18 protein-coding genes and 1 pseudogene are annotated in these 17940 nt (G+C 44.0%); 7 read left to right on the forward strand and 12 right to left on the reverse strand.

Annotation, left to right across the window (positions count from 1 at the left end; all coding sequences use genetic code 11):
* The first annotated feature begins 66 nt into the window (after positions 1–66).
* Entirely contained in the window at positions 67–549 is a 483-nt protein-coding gene (gene slyD, locus FTU87_RS08885; RefSeq protein ID WP_005097432.1) for a peptidylprolyl isomerase, read from the forward strand.
* A 155-nt stretch (positions 550–704) separates the two neighbouring features.
* Here slyD and FTU87_RS08890 read toward each other — a convergent pair whose 3' ends face one another.
* The 5 genes from FTU87_RS08890 to FTU87_RS08910 form a co-directional block, all read right to left on the reverse strand.
* Positions 705–1478 carry a M48 family metallopeptidase gene (locus FTU87_RS08890; protein WP_005170263.1) on the reverse strand — a complete coding sequence of 258 codons (774 nt, stop codon included), beginning with the start codon at positions 1476–1478 and terminating at the stop codon, positions 705–707.
* Between the two features lie 112 nt (positions 1479–1590).
* Positions 1591–1899, reverse strand: a complete 309-nt coding sequence (locus FTU87_RS08895; RefSeq protein ID WP_074383295.1) for a hypothetical protein — start codon at positions 1897–1899, stop codon at positions 1591–1593.
* A gap of 159 nt (positions 1900–2058) precedes the next feature.
* Positions 2059–3378, reverse strand: coding sequence for an adenylosuccinate synthase (locus tag FTU87_RS08900; protein WP_100534791.1), 1320 nt, complete (start codon positions 3376–3378; stop codon positions 2059–2061).
* 71 nt (positions 3379–3449) lie between these two features.
* Positions 3450–4616 (reverse strand): ATP phosphoribosyltransferase regulatory subunit, encoded by a 1167-nt coding sequence (locus FTU87_RS08905; protein ID WP_180097034.1) that lies wholly within the window; start codon positions 4614–4616, stop codon positions 3450–3452.
* A gap of 208 nt (positions 4617–4824) precedes the next feature.
* Positions 4825–5280, reverse strand: a complete 456-nt coding sequence (locus FTU87_RS08910; protein WP_004645552.1) for an Lrp/AsnC family transcriptional regulator — start codon at positions 5278–5280, stop codon at positions 4825–4827.
* 147 nt (positions 5281–5427) lie between these two features.
* Between FTU87_RS08910 and FTU87_RS08915 the strand changes: the two genes are divergently transcribed.
* Positions 5428–6177, forward strand: a complete 750-nt coding sequence (locus tag FTU87_RS08915) for an AzlC family ABC transporter permease (RefSeq protein ID WP_180097036.1) — start codon at positions 5428–5430, stop codon at positions 6175–6177.
* A complete protein-coding gene (locus FTU87_RS08920) occupies positions 6174–6473 on the forward strand; it encodes an AzlD family protein (RefSeq protein ID WP_180097038.1) in 300 nt (99 codons plus the stop codon). Before FTU87_RS08915 ends, FTU87_RS08920 begins: the two co-directional genes overlap by 4 nt.
* Positions 6474–6516: 43 nt before the next feature.
* Here FTU87_RS08920 and FTU87_RS08925 read toward each other — a convergent pair whose 3' ends face one another.
* Together FTU87_RS08925 and gap are read right to left on the reverse strand one after the other, a co-directional pair.
* The gene (locus FTU87_RS08925) at positions 6517–6813 is read right to left on the reverse strand and encodes a hypothetical protein (RefSeq protein ID WP_159138600.1); all 297 of its coding nucleotides are present in this window, start codon (positions 6811–6813) and stop codon (positions 6517–6519) included.
* Positions 6814–7004: 191 nt separating this feature from the next.
* A complete protein-coding gene (gene gap / locus FTU87_RS08930; protein ID WP_180097040.1) occupies positions 7005–8027 on the reverse strand; it encodes a type I glyceraldehyde-3-phosphate dehydrogenase in 1023 nt (340 codons plus the stop codon).
* Between the two features lie 388 nt (positions 8028–8415).
* Between gap and alaS the strand changes: the two genes are divergently transcribed.
* The 3 genes from alaS to csrA all read left to right on the forward strand — a co-directional run bounded on the left by alaS (position 8416) and on the right by csrA (position 12958).
* Positions 8416–11109 carry an alanine--tRNA ligase gene (alaS, locus tag FTU87_RS08935; protein WP_180097042.1) on the forward strand — a complete coding sequence of 898 codons (2694 nt, stop codon included), beginning with the start codon at positions 8416–8418 and terminating at the stop codon, positions 11107–11109.
* 64 nt (positions 11110–11173) lie between these two features.
* Entirely contained in the window at positions 11174–12454 is a 1281-nt protein-coding gene (locus FTU87_RS08940) for an aspartate kinase (RefSeq protein ID WP_005097443.1), read from the forward strand.
* A gap of 249 nt (positions 12455–12703) precedes the next feature.
* Positions 12704–12958, forward strand: a complete 255-nt coding sequence (gene csrA, locus FTU87_RS08945) for a carbon storage regulator CsrA (RefSeq protein ID WP_005097444.1) — start codon at positions 12704–12706, stop codon at positions 12956–12958.
* A 101-nt stretch (positions 12959–13059) separates the two neighbouring features.
* Here the strand turns inward: csrA and rnhB are convergent, their stop codons facing one another.
* The gene (gene rnhB, locus FTU87_RS08950; RefSeq protein ID WP_005170243.1) at positions 13060–13653 is read right to left on the reverse strand and encodes a ribonuclease HII; all 594 of its coding nucleotides are present in this window, start codon (positions 13651–13653) and stop codon (positions 13060–13062) included.
* 57 nt (positions 13654–13710) lie between these two features.
* Positions 13711–14082 carry a hypothetical protein gene (locus FTU87_RS08955; RefSeq protein WP_100329010.1) on the reverse strand — a complete coding sequence of 124 codons (372 nt, stop codon included), beginning with the start codon at positions 14080–14082 and terminating at the stop codon, positions 13711–13713.
* Positions 14083–14300: 218 nt separating this feature from the next.
* On the opposite strand from FTU87_RS08955, the pseudogene FTU87_RS08960 reads away from it, so the two are divergent.
* A pseudogene (locus tag FTU87_RS08960) lies at positions 14301–14851 on the forward strand (cytochrome b).
* A 57-nt stretch (positions 14852–14908) separates the two neighbouring features.
* On the opposite strand, the gene FTU87_RS08965 reads toward FTU87_RS08960, so the two are convergent.
* From FTU87_RS08965 to FTU87_RS08975, 3 genes are all read right to left on the reverse strand, one after another.
* A complete protein-coding gene (locus FTU87_RS08965; RefSeq protein ID WP_180097044.1) occupies positions 14909–15253 on the reverse strand; it encodes a hypothetical protein in 345 nt (114 codons plus the stop codon).
* 52 nt (positions 15254–15305) lie between these two features.
* Positions 15306–16307, reverse strand: coding sequence for an adenosine deaminase (locus FTU87_RS08970; RefSeq protein ID WP_100329011.1), 1002 nt, complete (start codon positions 16305–16307; stop codon positions 15306–15308).
* A 76-nt stretch (positions 16308–16383) separates the two neighbouring features.
* Positions 16384–17706, reverse strand: a complete 1323-nt coding sequence (locus FTU87_RS08975) for an NCS2 family permease (protein WP_005097450.1) — start codon at positions 17704–17706, stop codon at positions 16384–16386.
* Positions 17707–17940: the final 234 nt, after the last annotated feature.

Genomic DNA, 17940 nt, shown 5'->3' on the forward strand with positions numbered 1-17940 from the left:
TTTAGTCTACAAAAATGCAATTTCACTTTATGATGTACCCTTAAAAAATTGAATGGATCAATTCACATGACTGCTATTGCAAATAACCTCGTGGTTTCTTTCCACTACACATTGACTAACGCAGAGGGTGAAACTCTCGACCAATCTCAAGGTGAACCACTTGCCTATTTGCACGGTGCAGGTAACATCATCCCAGGTTTAGAAAACGCGTTAGAAGGCAAAACTGTGGGTGAAAAATTCACTGTTAATGTTCCTGCTGCTGAAGGTTATGGCGAATATAACCCTGACCTCGTACAAGAAGTTCCTGCGCAAATGTTCCAAGGCGTAGACAACATTCAAGCAGGTATGCAGTTCCAAGCTCAAACTGATGACGGCGTGCAAATCGTAACTGTTAAAGCAGTTGAAGGCGACAATGTTGTTGTAGATGCGAACTTCCCGCTTGCTGGTCAAGACCTGACTTTCGAAGTTGAAATTGTATCGATTCGTGAAGCTTCTCAAGAAGAATTAGATCACGGTCATGTACACGGTGCAGGTGGTCACCAGCACTAAGATCTTCTGATCGAGTGTAAAAAAGGCAAAGTGAAAACTTTGCCTTTTTTTATTGCCGCCAAAATATTCATTTTAAAATGGAGAATAAAAAAGCAGGACCATGGCCCTGCTGTTTCAATCCGATCAAGAGACCCCTTTAGAGAATAATCGCTGGATTATTTGCGTTGATTATAAATCTGCATGGCTGCTGGTAACTGTTGACGCATTTGTCCAATACGCTGGCTGTTCGATGGATGCGTAGACAGGAAGGTTGCGCCATTGCTGCCACCGAGTTTGTTCATTTTTTCCCACAAGGTAATCGCTGCATTCGGGTTATAACCTGCACGTGCCATCAGCATCAAGCCACCCTGGTCAGCACGGCTTTCCAGATTACGCGAGTATGGCAGGCCAATCCCGATCTGACTTCCTAATTGCGCTGCTGCTGCGCCACCCTGGCCCACACCAGCTGCATTCAGACCAATGCCTAAAGCCAGGTCGGTGAGCGCCTGGGCACCAATTTTCTGCTTAGAATGCTCTTCTAAGGCATGTACCATTTCATGACCCATAATTGCTGCAATTTCAGCATCGGTCAGATTCAGCTTATTCACAATACCGGTATAAAATACCACTTTACCACCCGGTGCAACAAAGGCATTAACCTGATCGGACTTGAGCACAGCCAATTGCCACTGGAATGCTGTACCAGTCTGGTTCATTTGGTTCGCAATCGGCTTTAAACGGTTAAATACGGTATTAATACGTTTATAGGTCGCTGAACTGGTGTCCAGTTGACCTTTATTTCTGGCATCAGTGACCATGGCATTATAGCTTTGTGTCGCAGATGCATTTAAGGTCGCAGAATCAGCCCCGGCAATATCCGCAATAGTGGTACAACCCGACAATGTCACGACTGTGGCAGCCGCCATACCCAATAAAAATTTATTCTTCATTATAATCAACTCTACCTTAGCCCAAGCTTAATTTACATTGTAAAAATTATAAGTGAAAGCATACAGGAGCTAAACGCTTAATTACTCCATCTTCTTATAAATTCTGTAATTTTTAAGCCAAGTACTGTATCGCCAACCAATAAATCAGACAGATAATGTTCAAGCCCAGATAAACCTGGCTTAAGGGTTTTATTTTTTGTTCCAGAATTTCATCTTTACGTTTAAAAAATAAATAGGCGTTTTGCAATAAAATAACAGGCACCAGCACACAGGCAATAATGACACTCAGGCCGACCAGTGCATTATAAATAATCTCAGGATTTTGAGTTTGCGCGCGAATAATCATCATAGCGATGGTGGGTGCCCCGCCCATGGCGAACAACAATGAATAAAACATGGTCGCCGATATATTTTTTTGCATCCTTTCGCTCATTTTTTCTTTCTTTATATATGGCTATGTTAAAGCACATTTTGTCACAGCACCGATGCAACTTTAGTCTTGAGCCAAATTTATAGTTTTTGGATATAAAAAACCCATCCGGAGATGGGTTTTATCATTCAAGCTTTAATCAAATGAAGATCAAGCATCAAACGGGTGGCGAAGAACGATAGTTTCTTCACGGTCTGGACCGGTTGAAATGATGTCGATTGGACATTCAATCAGTTGCTCAAGACGTTTTACATAGTTCAATGCAGCTTGTGGCAACTGATCCAGCGATTTTGCACCGAAAGTTGACTCAGACCAGCCTGGCATTGTTTCGTAAATTGGTTTTAAAGTTTCGAATGCAAGCGCATCAGAAGAACCGACACAACCAGAATCTGCAGCTTCATAACCGACACAGATTTTCACTTCTTCTAAACCATCAAGAACATCAAGTTTAGTCAGGCAAATACCAGACAGTGAGTTTACATCTACTGAACGACGTAGAATTTCAGCATCGAACCAGCCACAACGACGTTGACGGCCAGTAGAGGCACCAAATTCATTACCAATGGTACCAAGGTGTTTACCAATCGCATCACCTGTGTCATTTGCAGCGTCATACACCAACTCAGTTGGGAATGGGCCTGCACCGACACGAGTAGTATAGGCTTTGGTGATACCCAGTACATAATCAAGGTGCAAAGGACCCAGACCTGAACCTGAGCTTACGCCACCAGCAGTGGTGTTTGAAGATGTCACATACGGGTATGTGCCATGGTCAACGTCAAGAAGTGAACCTTGCGCGCCTTCAAACATGATGTTGTCACCGTTTTTACGGTAGTTATGCAGTTCAGTTGTTACGTCTACAACCAACGGCGCAACAACTTTACGCCATTCGTCGCACAGTGCCAGCACGTCTTCCAGTTTAACTGCTTCAACACCGTAGTATTCAGTCAGCTGGAAGTTATGGTAGTCCAGAAGTTCAGTTAACTGGGCAGTAAGATGTTCACCGCCACGTACCAGATCAGCAACACGAACTGCACGACGCGCCACTTTGTCTTCGTATGCAGGACCGATACCACGACCTGTTGTACCAATCTTCGCATTACCACGTTTTTTCTCACGTGCTTGGTCCAGTGCGATGTGGTTTGGAAGGATCAGTGGACAGTTTGGAGAAATACGTAAACGCTCTTTAACAGGAACGCCTTCTTTTTCAAGAATGTCCATCTCTTTGATGAGCGCTTCAGGAGAAAGAACAACACCGTTACCAATTAAGCACAATACGTTTTCACGTAAAATACCAGATGGAATGAGGTGTAAGACAGTTTTCTTACCACCCACCACCAGAGTGTGACCTGCGTTATGTCCGCCTTGATAACGAACGACCGCTGCCGCTTGATCTGTGAGCAGGTCGACGATTTTACCTTTACCTTCGTCGCCCCATTGGGTACCAAGTACCACAACATTCTTGCCCATAATAGCCTCATTGCATCATGCTGTTAAAGTTGAAAGCCCCGCTCAGTGACATGAACACTGAGCCAAGCAATTTAAATCGTTTTGACTGTCCACTCACCATCTACGTTCACCAGCTGGTGCGTCGCATATGGAATTGAGTTTAAATCATCATTACCGAGTAACTGAATTACACTTAAGCCTTGTGCTCGAATACTCTGAATCGCATTCAGAAGTTCTGCATCGACACCTTTAGGTGCAACTACCACGTGTACAGCGTCAAACTGACCTGCGCTTAACGCATATAAGTCACAAGAGAAACCTGTGGCAGGACGCGCACGACCGAAATGTTCACCAATGCCATCATAACGACCGCCTTGTGCCAGTGCTGCTGCACGATTCGGTGCATAGACTGCATACATCAGACCAGTATGATAATGGTATGAACGCAATTCAACCACATCAATCCCAATACTCAAGTTTGGCCAACGGGCTTGAACCTGATCTTTGGTAATTTGTAAGGCATCAAAAGCTTGCTTGAAGGCTGGATTCGCCAACACTTCAGCACTTAAATTTGCCTGTAATGCGTCTAGATCGCTGGCATAGCGGCCCAGTGCATAAAAGTCCTTACCAAATTTCAGTTCTGCCGTAAATTCTTCCAACTCTGGCAAGGCCTTACGTTGGTATAAATCAGACAGTTTACGTTCAGCAACTTTGTTCAAACCTGCTTGAGCCACCAGACTGCGGAATAAGCCGACATGACCCAAGTCCAGATGGATTCCGTCTGCCAGACCTGTTTCCTGAATCAGACTGATCATTAAATCGACCATTTCTACATCGGCATCGATGCTGTCTGAACCAAACAGTTCGGCGCCTAACTGCAAAGGCGCACGCGAGGTATTAAAACCGCGTGGTTTGGTATGCAGAACGGTACCTGCATAGCAGTAACGCGCCACACCTTCCACTGGATGTACATGTGCATCAATACGCGCCACTTGTGGTGTCATATCGGCACGCACACCAAGCAAACGACCAGAAAGCTGATCGATGACTTTAAAAGTGGCTAAGTCTAAATCTTGATTCGATTCTGAGAGAGAAGAGAGAGATTCGATGTACTCAATGAATGGCGTGTACACCAACTGATAACCTCGAGATGCAAGGAAATCCAGTGATTTACGGCGCAAACTTTCAATGACTTGCGCTTGTTCTGGTAATACATCAGCTACACCATCAGGTAATAACCATGTCTCTGAAATGGGCATGTTGTAAACCTAAATTCTTGTCAGCGCGGAACGAATCCGCATAAAAAAATCGGGAGCACACCCGATTTCTCCTAGTCTAGCACGATAGTTTTGGCTGTGCATCGCAAAATTTTATAATTTTTACTCTCTTATGCAATGAGCCACAATTGCGTCAACTATCAGCGTTTTATCGTGTATGACCAACACGCGCTATAAACAAAAAATCATTTTAGACCAATGGCAATGCGGTGGTACTTTTTACCGTTTGCAATGGAATTTCGGTTTTTACACTTTGGATGCAGGGAATTTGAGTCAAATGATGAATCTGAAATTTACGATAGGCATCCAGATCGGCCACCACAATTCTTAAAAAGAAATCACAATCTCCCGCCATTAACTGGCATTCCACCACTTCCGGCATCTCCTTGATGGCTTCAACAAATTGATCGACCACGGCGGCTTCTTGAGATTTAAGCCAAACCCGTGCAAATACACTCATTGCCAGATTGACTTTTTGCGGATTGAGTAAGGCGACATACTGCTCAATGACCCCATCATCTTCTAGTTGCTTGACTCTTCTTAAACAGGGGGACGGCGACAAGCCAATTAATTGAGCCAGTTCATTATTTTGCAATTTTCCGTTCTTTTGCAGTTCATGCAAAATGCGTTTATCAATTTGATCCATCTTGTTACTTTAGTATTTAAAACCCCTTTAAGCCAATTTAGCGCAATTTAATTCCAAATCAAATTTAAATTGCATGCACTACAACAGCAAATAGCCCGATTATCGCTATAAAATACGGTTCAATATTGAAGTCCTCAGGTCACTGACATGCTTTTGCTCAGACAAAGCAGCACGCCCGCGCTCGCGCATACAGATTTCAGCGAATTTCAGCGCGGTATGAAAGATTCTATTCCTATGCTTTTAGGAATTATTCCCTTTGCTTTGGTGCTAGGTGCGACTGCGATTCAGAAAAATTTCAGTGTGCTGGAAGTGCCTTTGCTGACTAGACTCAATTTTGCCGGCGGTTCTGAATTTGCCATTCTGGAAGTCTGGACCAGTCCACCCAATTTATTCATGCTGCTGTTTATTACCTTTTTGGTGAATAGCCGGCATTTGCTGATGGGTGCAAGCCTAGTCCCGTATTTAAAACATCTCCCGAATCGCAAAGTATTGCCGGCCCTGTTTTTTATGGTTGATGAAAGCTGGGCCTTAAGTCTGGCGGATGCGCAAAGAAAACAGGCGCAGTGGGGTTATCGGGCTGCTTTTAGCATGCCCTACTATGCCGGTTTATGTTTCTGTCTTTATCTGATGTGGGTCGGTTTTACCACACTGGGCGCGATGCTTGGACCTGTTTTAGGCGATATCAACCGCTGGGGCTTTGATATGGCCTTTCCTGCTGTATTTCTGGTGTTGATGCGAAGCATGTGGAAAGGCTTGAGTGCAGCCCGGCCATGGCTAGTAAGCCTGATCTGTGCTGCCCTGGCTTATTTATATTTGCCTGCTGGCTGGTATGTGCCGATAGGTGCCCTAGCCGGCATTGTGTCTGCTTTTTTCTTGATTGGTGAGGAGGAAGCATGATTGAGATGAGTACATTACTGACCATCCTGCTGATTGCGGCAACCACCTATCTGACCCGGATTCTGGGCTATGTCTTATTAAAAAATAAAACGCTGACACAACGTCAGCGTAAAATCATGGACGTTGTGCCCGGCTGTGTCCTGATTTCAGTCATCGCACCGTATTTTGTACGCGACAACCCTGCAGATCTGATCGCTTTGGCTTTAACCCTGTTTGCCGCTACGCGTTTTGGCTTGCTCCCCACAGTTGCCATCAGCATGGTGTCTGCAGCCGTCTTAAGAACTTTTCTTGTCTAGCCCTCAAACAGAATCCTTTATATGATTTCTAAAGGGATTCTGTTTATTTCTGTGGGTCTACGACCTTGGTGAGCAGGCTGACCAGCTCTGCATTTTGCAACTCGACCTGCTGCAGTTTGGTTGTAGTCTGATCCAGCACTTCCTGCTGTACATGCATTTTTTTAGCCAAGTCCTGCATGATTTCCAGGGTCTTTTTTAAATTTTCTTCCAGATGCGCGACTTTCTCTTCTACCGGCACGCCCTCCATGACACCTGAACCATCATTCTGATTGAACTGCAGCCAGATTAGAAAAATCACTGCCAATGTGAGCAGTATAATAAACCCCCAAACCACCATCATATGCTTGCTCTTATTTCATTTTATTGGCTTTATCTTAACGAAAAATCATGCAGATGATGCAAATAATTCAAACACTCGCGCTGCTTTTCGATCAATTACGCGTAAATTCTATTAAAACAACGCATATCAAGAATGTTTAAAGCAAAAAAAGCACCGTATATCGGCACTTTTCAGGCTTAGCAAAGTCAAACTTAATGAAAAGATTCACATAAATCCAGCAAGCGGTTGGCATAACCCCATTCATTGTCATACCAGGCAAAGACCTTGGCCTGTTGCCCCACCACTAGGGTTTGGGTCAGGTCAACGATCAAGGAATAAGGGGAATGATTAAAATCACTCGACACCAAAGGTTCATCCGTTACTGACATGATTTCTGCAAAATCCTGTCGCGCCGCCTTAATTAACACTTCATTCAGTTTGTGATCGGTAATCGGTGACTGGGAAACAAAGGTCAGGTCAATTGCTGCGACATTAATGGTCGGCACCCGAATTGAATAACCGTCAATCCGATCTTCCATTTTTGGCATAACCCGCTTTAATGCACCCAGCGCACTGGATGTGGTGGGAATAATATTGTGTCCTGCTGCCCGTGCACGACGCAGATCGCGATGCGCTTGATCCAGCACAGATTGATCTGCGGTCACCGCATGGATTTCGGTCATTAACGCACTGCTGATGCCAAAAGCATCATCGAGGATTTTGACCAGCGGTACTAGGGCCTGAGTGGTACAGGACACACTGGAAATGATCTGGTCGGTGGCTTTAACTTCATGATGATTGACACCATACACAATCGCAGCATCGACAGTATCAAAGGGTGCTGCTCCAATAATCACCCGTTTCGCCCCTGCCTCAATATGCTGGGTCGCAGCTGCACGGGAACGGAACAGCCCGGTACATTCCAGCACTACATCTACTTCAAGTTTTTGCCAGGGAAGCTGCGCCGGGTTGGCTTCACACAAAACCTGAACTTTTAAGCTGGCATCCTGATAGCTGAGATGCAGATAAATATGTTCGGCATCATAGCTGACGTCTACCTGTCCCGGAAAACGGCCATGGGTTGAGTCATATTTAAACAGATGAATTAAGGTTTCAACATCAGCAATATCGTTAATGGCAACGATTTCAAATTTAAAATCTTTCGGATTTTCAAACCAGGCACGCAATACATTACGTCCAATACGCCCAAATCCATTGATTGCCACTCGTTGCATGACTCAACCTTTTATATGCCTATTTTAAAACTCCTCTATGTTAAAGGATTTCTTGCGCAGTACATGAAAAACTTCAGTGAAAATATTGATTTTCGATTATTTTATTTCTGATACATCGCCCAGTATTCAGATCTTTTAAAATTCTGATGCTGTGTAAATAGATGGATATAACCGAATTGTTCTGAATAGAAAATTCATTTTATGAATTCAGCACTAAACCCGAGTCAATAATTCCTTGGCAATTGGTTTTAAAATGATTGGTGCATACCGCTTTTTCCGTTATAATTTGGCGTTTTAAATTTTTAAGCCCCGCATTGCAGCAGAGCTCTCATGTGCTTGTCAGACTGTGGTGTTTTAGCCAAATCGGAAATTATGGAGTGACTTGGTTGTGAGTACTCGTTTTATGACATCAGCTGAAATTCGTGAAGCATTTTTGCGTTACTTTGAATCGCAAGGGCATACACGTGTCGCGTCGAGTTCACTAGTACCCGCCAATGACCCAACTTTACTGTTCACCAATGCGGGTATGAACCAGTTTAAAGATTGCTTCTTAGGTCTAGAAAAACGCGATTATGTCCGTGCCGTATCATCACAAAAATGCGTACGTGCAGGTGGTAAACACAACGACTTGGATAATGTCGGTTATACCGCGCGTCACCATACCTTCTTTGAAATGTTAGGTAACTTTTCATTTGGTGATTACTTCAAACGTGATGCGATCAAATTTGCCTGGGATTTTTTGACGGGCGATGACTGGTTAGCGCTACCTAAAGATAAGCTTTATGCCACCGTTTATCATACCGATGACGAAGCATTCGACATCTGGAACAAAGAAATCGGCCTAGATGCATCTCGCATTATCCGTATTGGTGACAACAAAGGTGGTCAATACGCATCAGATAACTTCTGGGCGATGGGCGACACAGGTCCTTGCGGCCCATGTTCTGAAATTTTCTTTGACCATGGCGATCACATCTGGGGTGGCCTGCCGGGCACACCTGAAGAAGATGGCGACCGTTTCATTGAAATCTGGAACAACGTTTTCATGCAGTTTAACCGCACGAGTGATGGCGTACTTCATCCGCTTCCAGCGCCTTCTGTAGATACTGGTATGGGTCTTGAGCGTATTTCTGCAGTTTTACAGCATGTCAACTCAAACTACGAAATCGATTTGTTCCAGCACTTACTCAAATCTGCGGCTGAGATCATTGGTCTGGATACTACTGCACTTGAAGCTGAAGCGGCTGAAAAAGGCACACCTGTACAATACCCTGCTTCACTTAAAGTGGTTGCTGACCATGCACGTTCATGTTCATTCCTGATTGCTGATGGCGTAAATCCATCAAATGAAGGTCGTGGTTATGTACTGCGTCGTATCATCCGCCGTGCAGTGCGTCACGGTAACAAACTGGGTGCGACCGGTTCATTCTTCCATAAAATGTTGCAGCCGCTTATTGAAGTGATGGGCGAAGCATATCCAGAACTTGCAGCACAACAAGCACGTATCGAAGCTCAACTGCTCAAAGAAGAAGAACAATTTGCCAAAACACTTGAGCAAGGTTTGAAATTGCTTGAAGGCGAATTGGCACAATTAAAAGGTTCTGTGATTCCGGGTGAAGTGGTTTTCAAACTTTACGACACTTACGGTTTCCCGACGGACTTAACTGCGGATATCGCACGTGAACGTGACTTAAGCATTGACGAAGCTGGCTTTGAAGTTGAAATGGCAGCACAGCGTCAACGTGCGCGTGATGCAGGTAAATTCGCGATCGATTACAACAGTGTTGTCAAAGTTGAAGGCGAAACTCAATTTGATGGTTATGATGCAACTGCAGGCGAAGGCCAAATCATCGCAATCTATAAAGATGGCGAGCAAGTAGATGAAGTCGTTGAAGGCGACGAAGCTTTAATCGTACTCAACCAGACTCCTTTCTATGCAGAAAGCGGTGGTCAAATCGGTGATACAGGTATTTTCAAAAACTATACCGGGATTTTCGAAGTTCAGGACACGAAAAAATCTGGTGGTGCATTTGTGCATCAAGGCATCGTGACCATGGGTAACTTGAAAGTTACTCAAAATGTAGAAGCAACAGTGCAAGCCGAGATTCGTGCAGCAACTGCACGCAACCACTCTGCAACTCACCTACTACATGCTGCGCTGCGTCAAATTCTGGGCTCACATGTACAACAAAAGGGTTCATTGGTCGCATCTGATGTGTTACGTTTTGACTTTGCCAATGATCAACCGGTTAGCTTTGAACAGCTGCAAGAAATTGAACGTCTGGTCAATGCTGAAGTAATTGCCAATACTGCGGTGTCTACTGAACTGCTGGATATTGAATCTGCCAAAGCCAAAGGCGCGATGATGCTGTTCGGCGAAAAATACGGTGACGAAGTCCGTGTATTGTCGATGGGTTCAGTGATTGAAGAGAAAAATTTCTCCATCGAGCTTTGCGGTGGTATTCACGTAAAACGTACCGGTGACATCGGTCTGTTCAAGATCACTTCTGAAGGTGGTGTTGCAGCAGGTATACGTCGTATTGAAGCAGTGACAGGCACGAAAGCAGTTGAAGTTGCACAAAAAGCCGATCGTGACATCAATACGATTAACGGTTTGCTCAAAGCGCAAAAAGATCAGACTTTAGAAAAAGTTGAAGCGTTAGTTGATACTGCATCGAGCTTGCAAAAACAGATCGAACAACTGAATCAGAAACTTGCTAGCCTGCAAGCCGGTGAACTTCTAAGCCAAGTTCAAACCATTGCAGGTCGTGCAACCTTGATTACAACCGTTGAAAATATGGATGCGAAAGCACTACGCAACCTGCATGACGGTGTGAAATCAAAATTAGAAAATGCAGTCATTGTGCTCGCAGGTGTAGAGGGTGACAAGGTGAGCTTGATCGCATCTGTAGCAAAAGACTTTACTGCATCTATAAAAGCGGGTGACATCATCAAACATCTGGCAAATGAGCTGGGTGGTAAAGGTGGTGGTAAACCTGACTTGGCACAAGGTGGCGCGCCACTTAACGAGAAGTTTGCTCCGGTGATGGCAGATTTAACTGCCTGGCTGGCAGCAAAATAAAACTTCAATTTTGTGTAACTGACCCTGATAGGACTATCAGGGTCATGGCTTATATGGAACAACTATGGCACTAATCGTTCAAAAATATGGCGGTACCTCTATGGGTACTCCCGAGCGCATTTTAAATGTTGCTCGTCGTGTGAAACGCTGGCATGACCATGGCCACAAGGTGGTTGTGGTTGTATCAGCGATGAGTGGCGAAACCAATCGTCTGCTTGCTCTCGCGAAAGCCATTACCGAAACCCCTGACCCACGTGAACTAGACCAGATGGTCTCTACGGGTGAGCAGGTTACGATTTCTATGTTAGCGATGGCGCTCAACTCTATTGGCGTTGAAGCAAAATCACTGACAGGTCGCCAGGTTGGCATGAAAACCGACAGCTCATTCAATAAGGCACGTATCGAATCAATTGATACTGAAGTCCTGAACTCGAATCTGGATGCTGGCCGTGTACTTGTAGTTGCAGGTTTCCAGGGTTTTGACGAGCATGGCAATACCACCACTTTAGGCCGCGGCGGTTCTGATACTTCAGGTGTCGCGATTGCTGCTGCACTAAAAGCCGATGAATGCCAGATTTATACAGACGTTGATGGCGTATATACCACTGATCCACGTGTTGCACCCAAAGCCAAGAAAGTTGACCGTATTTCCTTTGAAGAAATGCTTGAAATGGCGTCACTGGGTTCAAAAGTCCTGCAAATTCGTGCAGTTGAATTTGCCGGTAAATATCAAGTACCTTTACGCGTATTATCCAGCTTCGACAATGACAATGATGGCGCATTCGACGAAGAATTTAAGCAAAACGTGGGTACACTTATTACGACTGAATTGGAAGACAATATGGAACAGCCAATTATCTCCGGTATCGCATTTAACCGTGACGAAGCAAAATTAACGATTTTAGGTGTACCTGATGAACCGGGCATCGCCTCTAAAATTTTGTGCCCGATTGGTGATGCCAATGTTGAAGTGGATATGATTATCCAGAACGTTGAAGAAGATGGTACGACTGATTTTACTTTTACAGTCAACCGCAGCGAATTGAACAAGGCCAAAGCCATTCTCGAAGCAACCGCTCAGGAAATTGGTGCACGTGAAGTCGCTACCCGTTCAGATATCGTCAAAGTTTCTATCGTCGGTGTAGGCATGCGTTCACATGCAGGTGTTGCAAGCAAAATGTTTACCGCACTGGCAGCTGAAGGTATTAACATCCTGATGATCTCTACTTCTGAAATCAAAATTTCAGTGATTATTGAAGAAAACTATCTGGAACTTGCAGTTCGTTCACTGCATACCGCCTTCGGTCTAGACCGCGAACAAGGTGAATCAAGCGTACGCGCTTAAGAGGAATGACAAAATATTGTCATTGTTTGACAGTATTCTATAAATCTCTACAAAAATTCAGAGCCACTATAGTTTTTTTTATAGTGGCTCTGTTATATTAAGCCTGAGGATTTTTAAAAAACTGAGATAGATTAAAATCTTTCACCCAGATGACAGAATTTCTATCCAGATTTTATTTTTTAATTTTTGGTTGTGTTTTTGTTTTATATTCAATAGATTGCAGGTTTTGCATTTTGCAAGGAGAGAAACATGCTGATTTTGACTCGACGTGTCGGGGAAACTTTAATGATTGGAGACCAAGTCAGCGTGACTGTGCTTGGTGTAAAAGGTAATCAGGTTCGTATTGGGGTCAATGCTCCGAAAGAAGTCTCTGTGCACCGTGAAGAGATTTACCAGCGTATCCAGCATGAACGTGCAATGCATGAACATCTTCAGCATATCGATCAGGATTTCCAACCTTCGTATGAAGATGAAAACCAAACACAAAATAACTTTAACCGTTAATTTTTGTGTAAATCATAAAGCGGCTTTGAAGCCGCTTTTAATTGATCTATACTTTAATGAATACACATTTCAATATTCAGAACCTTTAAATTAAATAAGAATTAAAGTTCTGCGCCCTGCTGTTCCAGCAATGCTGCAACTACCTTTTTTACCGGCCCAAAACTACGACGGTGCTCATCAATCACCCCATGCAAGGCAATCGCTTCAAAATGTGCTTTGGTTGGATAGCCCTTGTGCTTGGCAAAACCAAATTGTGGATGCTTTAGATCCATCTCAATCATTTGATGATCACGGGTAACTTTGGCCAGAATACTAGCAGCAGAAATTTCTGCATGCAAAGCATCGCCACCAATGATCGCGTCACAGCTCATCGTTAGCCCCTGAGGGACTTTATTGCCATCGACCAGTACATGCTCAGGTTGAATCGCTAAAGCTTCTACAGCACGGCGCATTGCCAGTAAGGATGCCTGCAGAATATTATGCTCATCAATTTCTGCTGCTGACGCCTCAGCAATTGCCCAAGCCAGCGCTTTTTCCTGAATTTCGATAAAAAGTTTTTCACGTTTCTTTTCAGTCAGTTTTTTAGAGTCATTTAAACCTTCAATCGGGTTATTTGGATCTAAAATTACCGCGGCCGCCACCACTGAACCGACCAGCGGTCCACGCCCTGCTTCATCTACACCAGCAATTTTCATGTCATTTCCCATAAAAAATAGGCTGAACCTGTCAGCCTATTTCAATTTAATCTTGGCTTAGTTTACAGCTTCAGCCACACAAGCGTTAATGGTTTTTGCAACCACATTGCCCACGATTGTGGTACGTGCCACCGGATCAATCGCAGCAGTCGCCAAATCAACCGCTGTCACATTTTGCGGTGCTTTTTCGCTGACACAGCCACAAATTTCAGACTGGATATTTTGCTTTTGTGTTGTGGTCATTAAACGTGTTGCCGTTTGCCACGCTAGAATATTATTCAGTTCAGTGGTGCATTTTGCATTGATCGCGATTTTAAGCGCAGTGCCGCCCAGTTGTTGAGTGGTACTTGGCGCCTCAGAAGTGCCTGTCGCTGTACACGCTGATAAAACCAGAGTCAGTGGTGCAAGTACAGCCAATAATTTTTTCACAGATATATTCCTTATTCATTCATAGATGAAGACTGTCGCTATTGTGCCGAAATTCACCTGAATAAGAAATCTAAAAATCACTAAGCATGTTTAATCTACAGCCAACCAATTTAATAGATGTTGCATGAAAGCCACCATAGCGTTGCAGATTTGGAATTGCTGAATTGATTCACCCTTTGCTAAGGTTCGGCCTTATTGAAGAGCAACGGAATATCTAGATGAATAAATCACTGTATTACACACGAACAGCGCAATGGCTGCATTGGATCATGGCGGTTATTTTTATTGCGGCCTGGCTCATCGGTTTTATAGTGGTAATTTTTTAAGTTATGAGGTTGATGGCAGCTTTAAGGGTGATGTGATTTCACTGCATAAAAATATTGCAACCACCATTATTTTCCTGCTCGTTGTTCGAATTTTCTGGCGCTATACCCATCCGGCGCCGTCACTGCCTGAGAGTATGTCATCGCGGATGAAAACGTTGGCACATGCTGGTCATCTGGCGCTGTATTTCATGCTGATTGCCCTACCCCTTACAGGTTGTTTGTATAGTTGGAGTTTGGGTTATCCAGCACCGGTGCTGTATTTATTTAACCTGCCACCCCTCATTGCCGAAAACTCGGCTGTGACCGCTATTGTTAAGCCCTTGCATATCTGGCTTTCCTGGGCAGTCGGCATTCTACTGGTTGGCCATATTACCGCAGCCTTTAAACATCATTTTATCGATAAAGATCATGTATTAAAAAGTATGACCCAACAGGATAAATAGTTAGACTATTAATATGGGCTAAATAATGTTCCCAGTCTGTGCTTGCAGGCTGTTTCATTAAATAAATTCCTTGAGACAACTTCTGAGACTGTTTGCAATCGCTTTTTGCGTCAGTTCTTTTTTGGCTGCTTCATCAACTGTGGCTTTTAACAAAGTTTTGGCAGGCACATCTTTTAACGCATGCTCACCTACACATAAACACACATTTTTCTCAAGTTCAACTTTACTGGTGTCCTGCATTAAGTAGGTCGAAACTTTCCAAACTTTGGAATTTTGCAGCTCTTTACTGCATTGATATTCAATCAAAGGTTTTAAAGTACGTTGTGTCAATGTCATATCCGCACTAGAACAGGCAGAAATCAACAATATGCTGAGGAGCAGAATTAAACTTTTCAATTTCATATTGGCCTATAAAAATGATAAAGGCAGAGCGAACTCTGCCTTTTGTAAAAACTTAAATCAAGGCACGGATCTGGTTGATCCATTTCTCTTTTTCAGCCTCTGGAATAAACGACGCTTCAAAGGAGTGCGTTGCCAACTGCTTTAATTCCTCGTTACTCAAGTCTAGCGCTTCAGCAATGGCAATAAAGTTGTCATTCATATAGCCACCAAAATAGGATGGATCATCTGAGTTGACTGTAACATGGACACCCTGCTGCAAGAGACGACGGATATTATGCTGCTGCATATCCTCGACCACACAAAGCTTCAGATTTGACAGCGGGCACACCGTTAAGGGCATTTTTTCGCGAATCAACCGTTGCATTAACTCAGAATCTTCTTCTGAACGCACCCCATGATCAATACGATTAACTTTCAGTAAATCCAGAGCTTCCCAGACATATTCTGCCGGGCCTTCTTCGCCCGCATGTGCTACGACCAAAAACCCTGCTTCACGCGCTTTGGCAAAGACACGTTCAAATTTAGAAGGTGGATGCCCGACTTCACTTGAATCCAGACCAATCGCAATAATCTGGTCTTTATAGGGCAATGCCTGCTCCAGCGTTTCAAAGGCCGCCTCTTCACTTAAATGACGCAGGAAACACATGATCAAATGTGAGCTGATTCCAAGCTTGGCCTTGGCATCATCGCAGGCTTTTTGCAGGCCATTGATGACGGTCGCAAAAGCAATTCCACGGTCGGTATGCGTTTGCGGATCGAAGAACATTTCTGTATGCACCACATTGTCTTCGGCACATTTTTCAAAATAGGCCCAAGCCAGGTCATAAAAGTCCTGTTCATGGATCAGTACATTGGCCCCGGCATAATAAATATCCAGGAAGGACTGAAGATTATGGAAATTATAAGCCTGCTTAACTTCCTCGACAGATTTATACGGGATGGCAATCTGATTACGCTGAGCGATTGCAAACATTAGCTCAGGCTCAAAAGTGCCTTCAATATGAACATGAAGCTCGGCTTTTGGCAAAGCGCGAATCAACTCAAGACGGTTCATCACTTCTCCTCGTGAAACCTTTAAATAATAAAAAAGGGCGCAAACTCAGTTTACACCCTTTCTGAATGTAGAAAAATTAGCCACCAAACAGTGCGAATTTAAGCGTCCATAGAACGGCAATAATCCAGACCATATACGGTACAGTCGCAGCCTTACCAGTCAACAACTTGATCAGTGCATAGCTGATAAAGCCCATCGCAATACCATCCGCAATCGAATAGGTAAATGGCATAAATACGATGGTTAAAAATGCCGGTACTGCCTCAGTAATATCTTCCCAGTCAATATGGACGATACCCTGAATCATCAACACACCAACAAATAACAATGCTGGCGCAGTGGCAAAACTCGGAACTGATTGTGCAAGCGGTGCCAGGAATAAACAGGCAATAAATAGTAATCCAACCACCACGGCGGTTAGACCGGTACGACCACCTGCTGCCACACCCGCAGAAGATTCAATATAAGGCGTAGTTGAAGAAGTACCCAGTGCCGCACCAGCAACAATCGCTGATGAGTCAGCAAATAAGGCTTTCTTCAAACGTGGTAATTTCCCGTCTTTTAACAGACCTGCACGATGCGAAACACCGACCAACGTCCCGGTAGAGTCAAACAGATCGACCAGGAAGAAAACAAAAATCACCCCAATTAAACTGGCAGTAAAGAGGCCTTCAAAATCCATTTGCATGAATGTTGGAGCCAGCGATGGAATATGACCCACTACACCCTGGAATTCGTTATAACCTAGTGCCGTTGCAATGGCAGTCACCACCAGAATACTGATGATAATCGCACCACGGACTTTAAACTGGTGCATTACCACAACCAACAAAAAGCCAAAAAGTGCTAATAATACAGAAGGTTGTTTCAGATCACCCAAGCCCACCAGTGTGGCTGGATTATCCACAATAATTCCGGCATTTTTCAGTGCAACCAATGCCAGGAACAAGCCAATACCACCACCAATCGCGAGCTTGAGCGACATTGGAATTGCATTGACAATGGCTTCACGTATTTTAAACAGGCTAATGGCAATAAAGACCAGACCTGAAACAAAAACTGCACCCAAGGCGGTTTGCCAAGGCACCCCCATTCCCAGACATACAGAATAGGTAAAGAAGGCATTTAAGCCCATGCCTGGTGCCAGCGCAATTGGATAATTCGCAATCAGGCCCATGACTAAACAGCCAATCGCAGCTGCAAGACAGGTTGCTACAAAGACAGCCCCATGATCCATCCCTGTTTCGGACAAGATCATTGGATTGACAATAATGATGTAACACATGGTTAAGAATGTAGTTACACCAGCCAGAACTTCTGTACGGAAACTGGTTTTGTTTTCACTCAGTTTAAACAGACGTTCAAGCATATTTTCTGAAGATGGATTAGGAGTCGTCATGACCTAGCCCCTATTGAGTAAACTTTATGCTTCAAGCACGCCGTCAAATAAATGAAATTTCACAAAAAATTCATTTATTTTGAGGATGTGTTAGCAACGAATATGCCAGTATAGCCATTTGACGGGTTCAAATGTTTGAACAGCTTACAGCCCCAGGGCTATGCTATAAAAACCCCAAAAAATCTAAACAAAAAAGCTGCATAACTTTTATGCAGCTCTATTTAATGATATAAA

The sequence above is a fragment of the Acinetobacter sp. YH12156 genome (assembly GCF_013418235.1).
GTDB lineage: Bacteria > Pseudomonadota > Gammaproteobacteria > Pseudomonadales > Moraxellaceae > Acinetobacter > Acinetobacter pseudolwoffii.

Coding starts and splice junctions, on each gene's coding strand:
- FTU87_RS08895 (WP_074383295.1), bottom strand. CDS start 1,899: ATGCAAAAAAATATATCGGCGACCATGTTTTATTCATTGTTGTTCGCC.
- FTU87_RS08925 (WP_159138600.1), bottom strand. CDS start 6,813: ATGATGGTGGTTTGGGGGTTTATTATACTGCTCACATTGGCAGTGATT.
- FTU87_RS08975 (WP_005097450.1), bottom strand. CDS start 17,706: ATGACGACTCCTAATCCATCTTCAGAAAATATGCTTGAACGTCTGTTT.
- FTU87_RS08920 (WP_180097038.1), top strand. CDS start 6,174: ATGATTGAGATGAGTACATTACTGACCATCCTGCTGATTGCGGCAACC.
- FTU87_RS08900 (WP_100534791.1), bottom strand. CDS start 3,378: ATGGGCAAGAATGTTGTGGTACTTGGTACCCAATGGGGCGACGAAGGT.
- FTU87_RS08915 (WP_180097036.1), top strand. CDS start 5,428: ATGCTTTTGCTCAGACAAAGCAGCACGCCCGCGCTCGCGCATACAGAT.
- rnhB (WP_005170243.1), bottom strand. CDS start 13,653: ATGAAAATTGCTGGTGTAGATGAAGCAGGGCGTGGACCGCTGGTCGGT.
- FTU87_RS08970 (WP_100329011.1), bottom strand. CDS start 16,307: ATGAACCGTCTTGAGTTGATTCGCGCTTTGCCAAAAGCCGAGCTTCAT.
- slyD (WP_005097432.1), top strand. CDS start 67: ATGACTGCTATTGCAAATAACCTCGTGGTTTCTTTCCACTACACATTG.
- csrA (WP_005097444.1), top strand. CDS start 12,704: ATGCTGATTTTGACTCGACGTGTCGGGGAAACTTTAATGATTGGAGAC.
- FTU87_RS08910 (WP_004645552.1), bottom strand. CDS start 5,280: ATGGATCAAATTGATAAACGCATTTTGCATGAACTGCAAAAGAACGGA.
- FTU87_RS08890 (WP_005170263.1), bottom strand. CDS start 1,478: ATGAAGAATAAATTTTTATTGGGTATGGCGGCTGCCACAGTCGTGACA.
- FTU87_RS08905 (WP_180097034.1), bottom strand. CDS start 4,616: ATGCCCATTTCAGAGACATGGTTATTACCTGATGGTGTAGCTGATGTA.
- FTU87_RS08965 (WP_180097044.1), bottom strand. CDS start 15,253: ATGAAATTGAAAAGTTTAATTCTGCTCCTCAGCATATTGTTGATTTCT.
- gap (WP_180097040.1), bottom strand. CDS start 8,027: ATGCAACGAGTGGCAATCAATGGATTTGGGCGTATTGGACGTAATGTA.
- FTU87_RS08940 (WP_005097443.1), top strand. CDS start 11,174: ATGGCACTAATCGTTCAAAAATATGGCGGTACCTCTATGGGTACTCCC.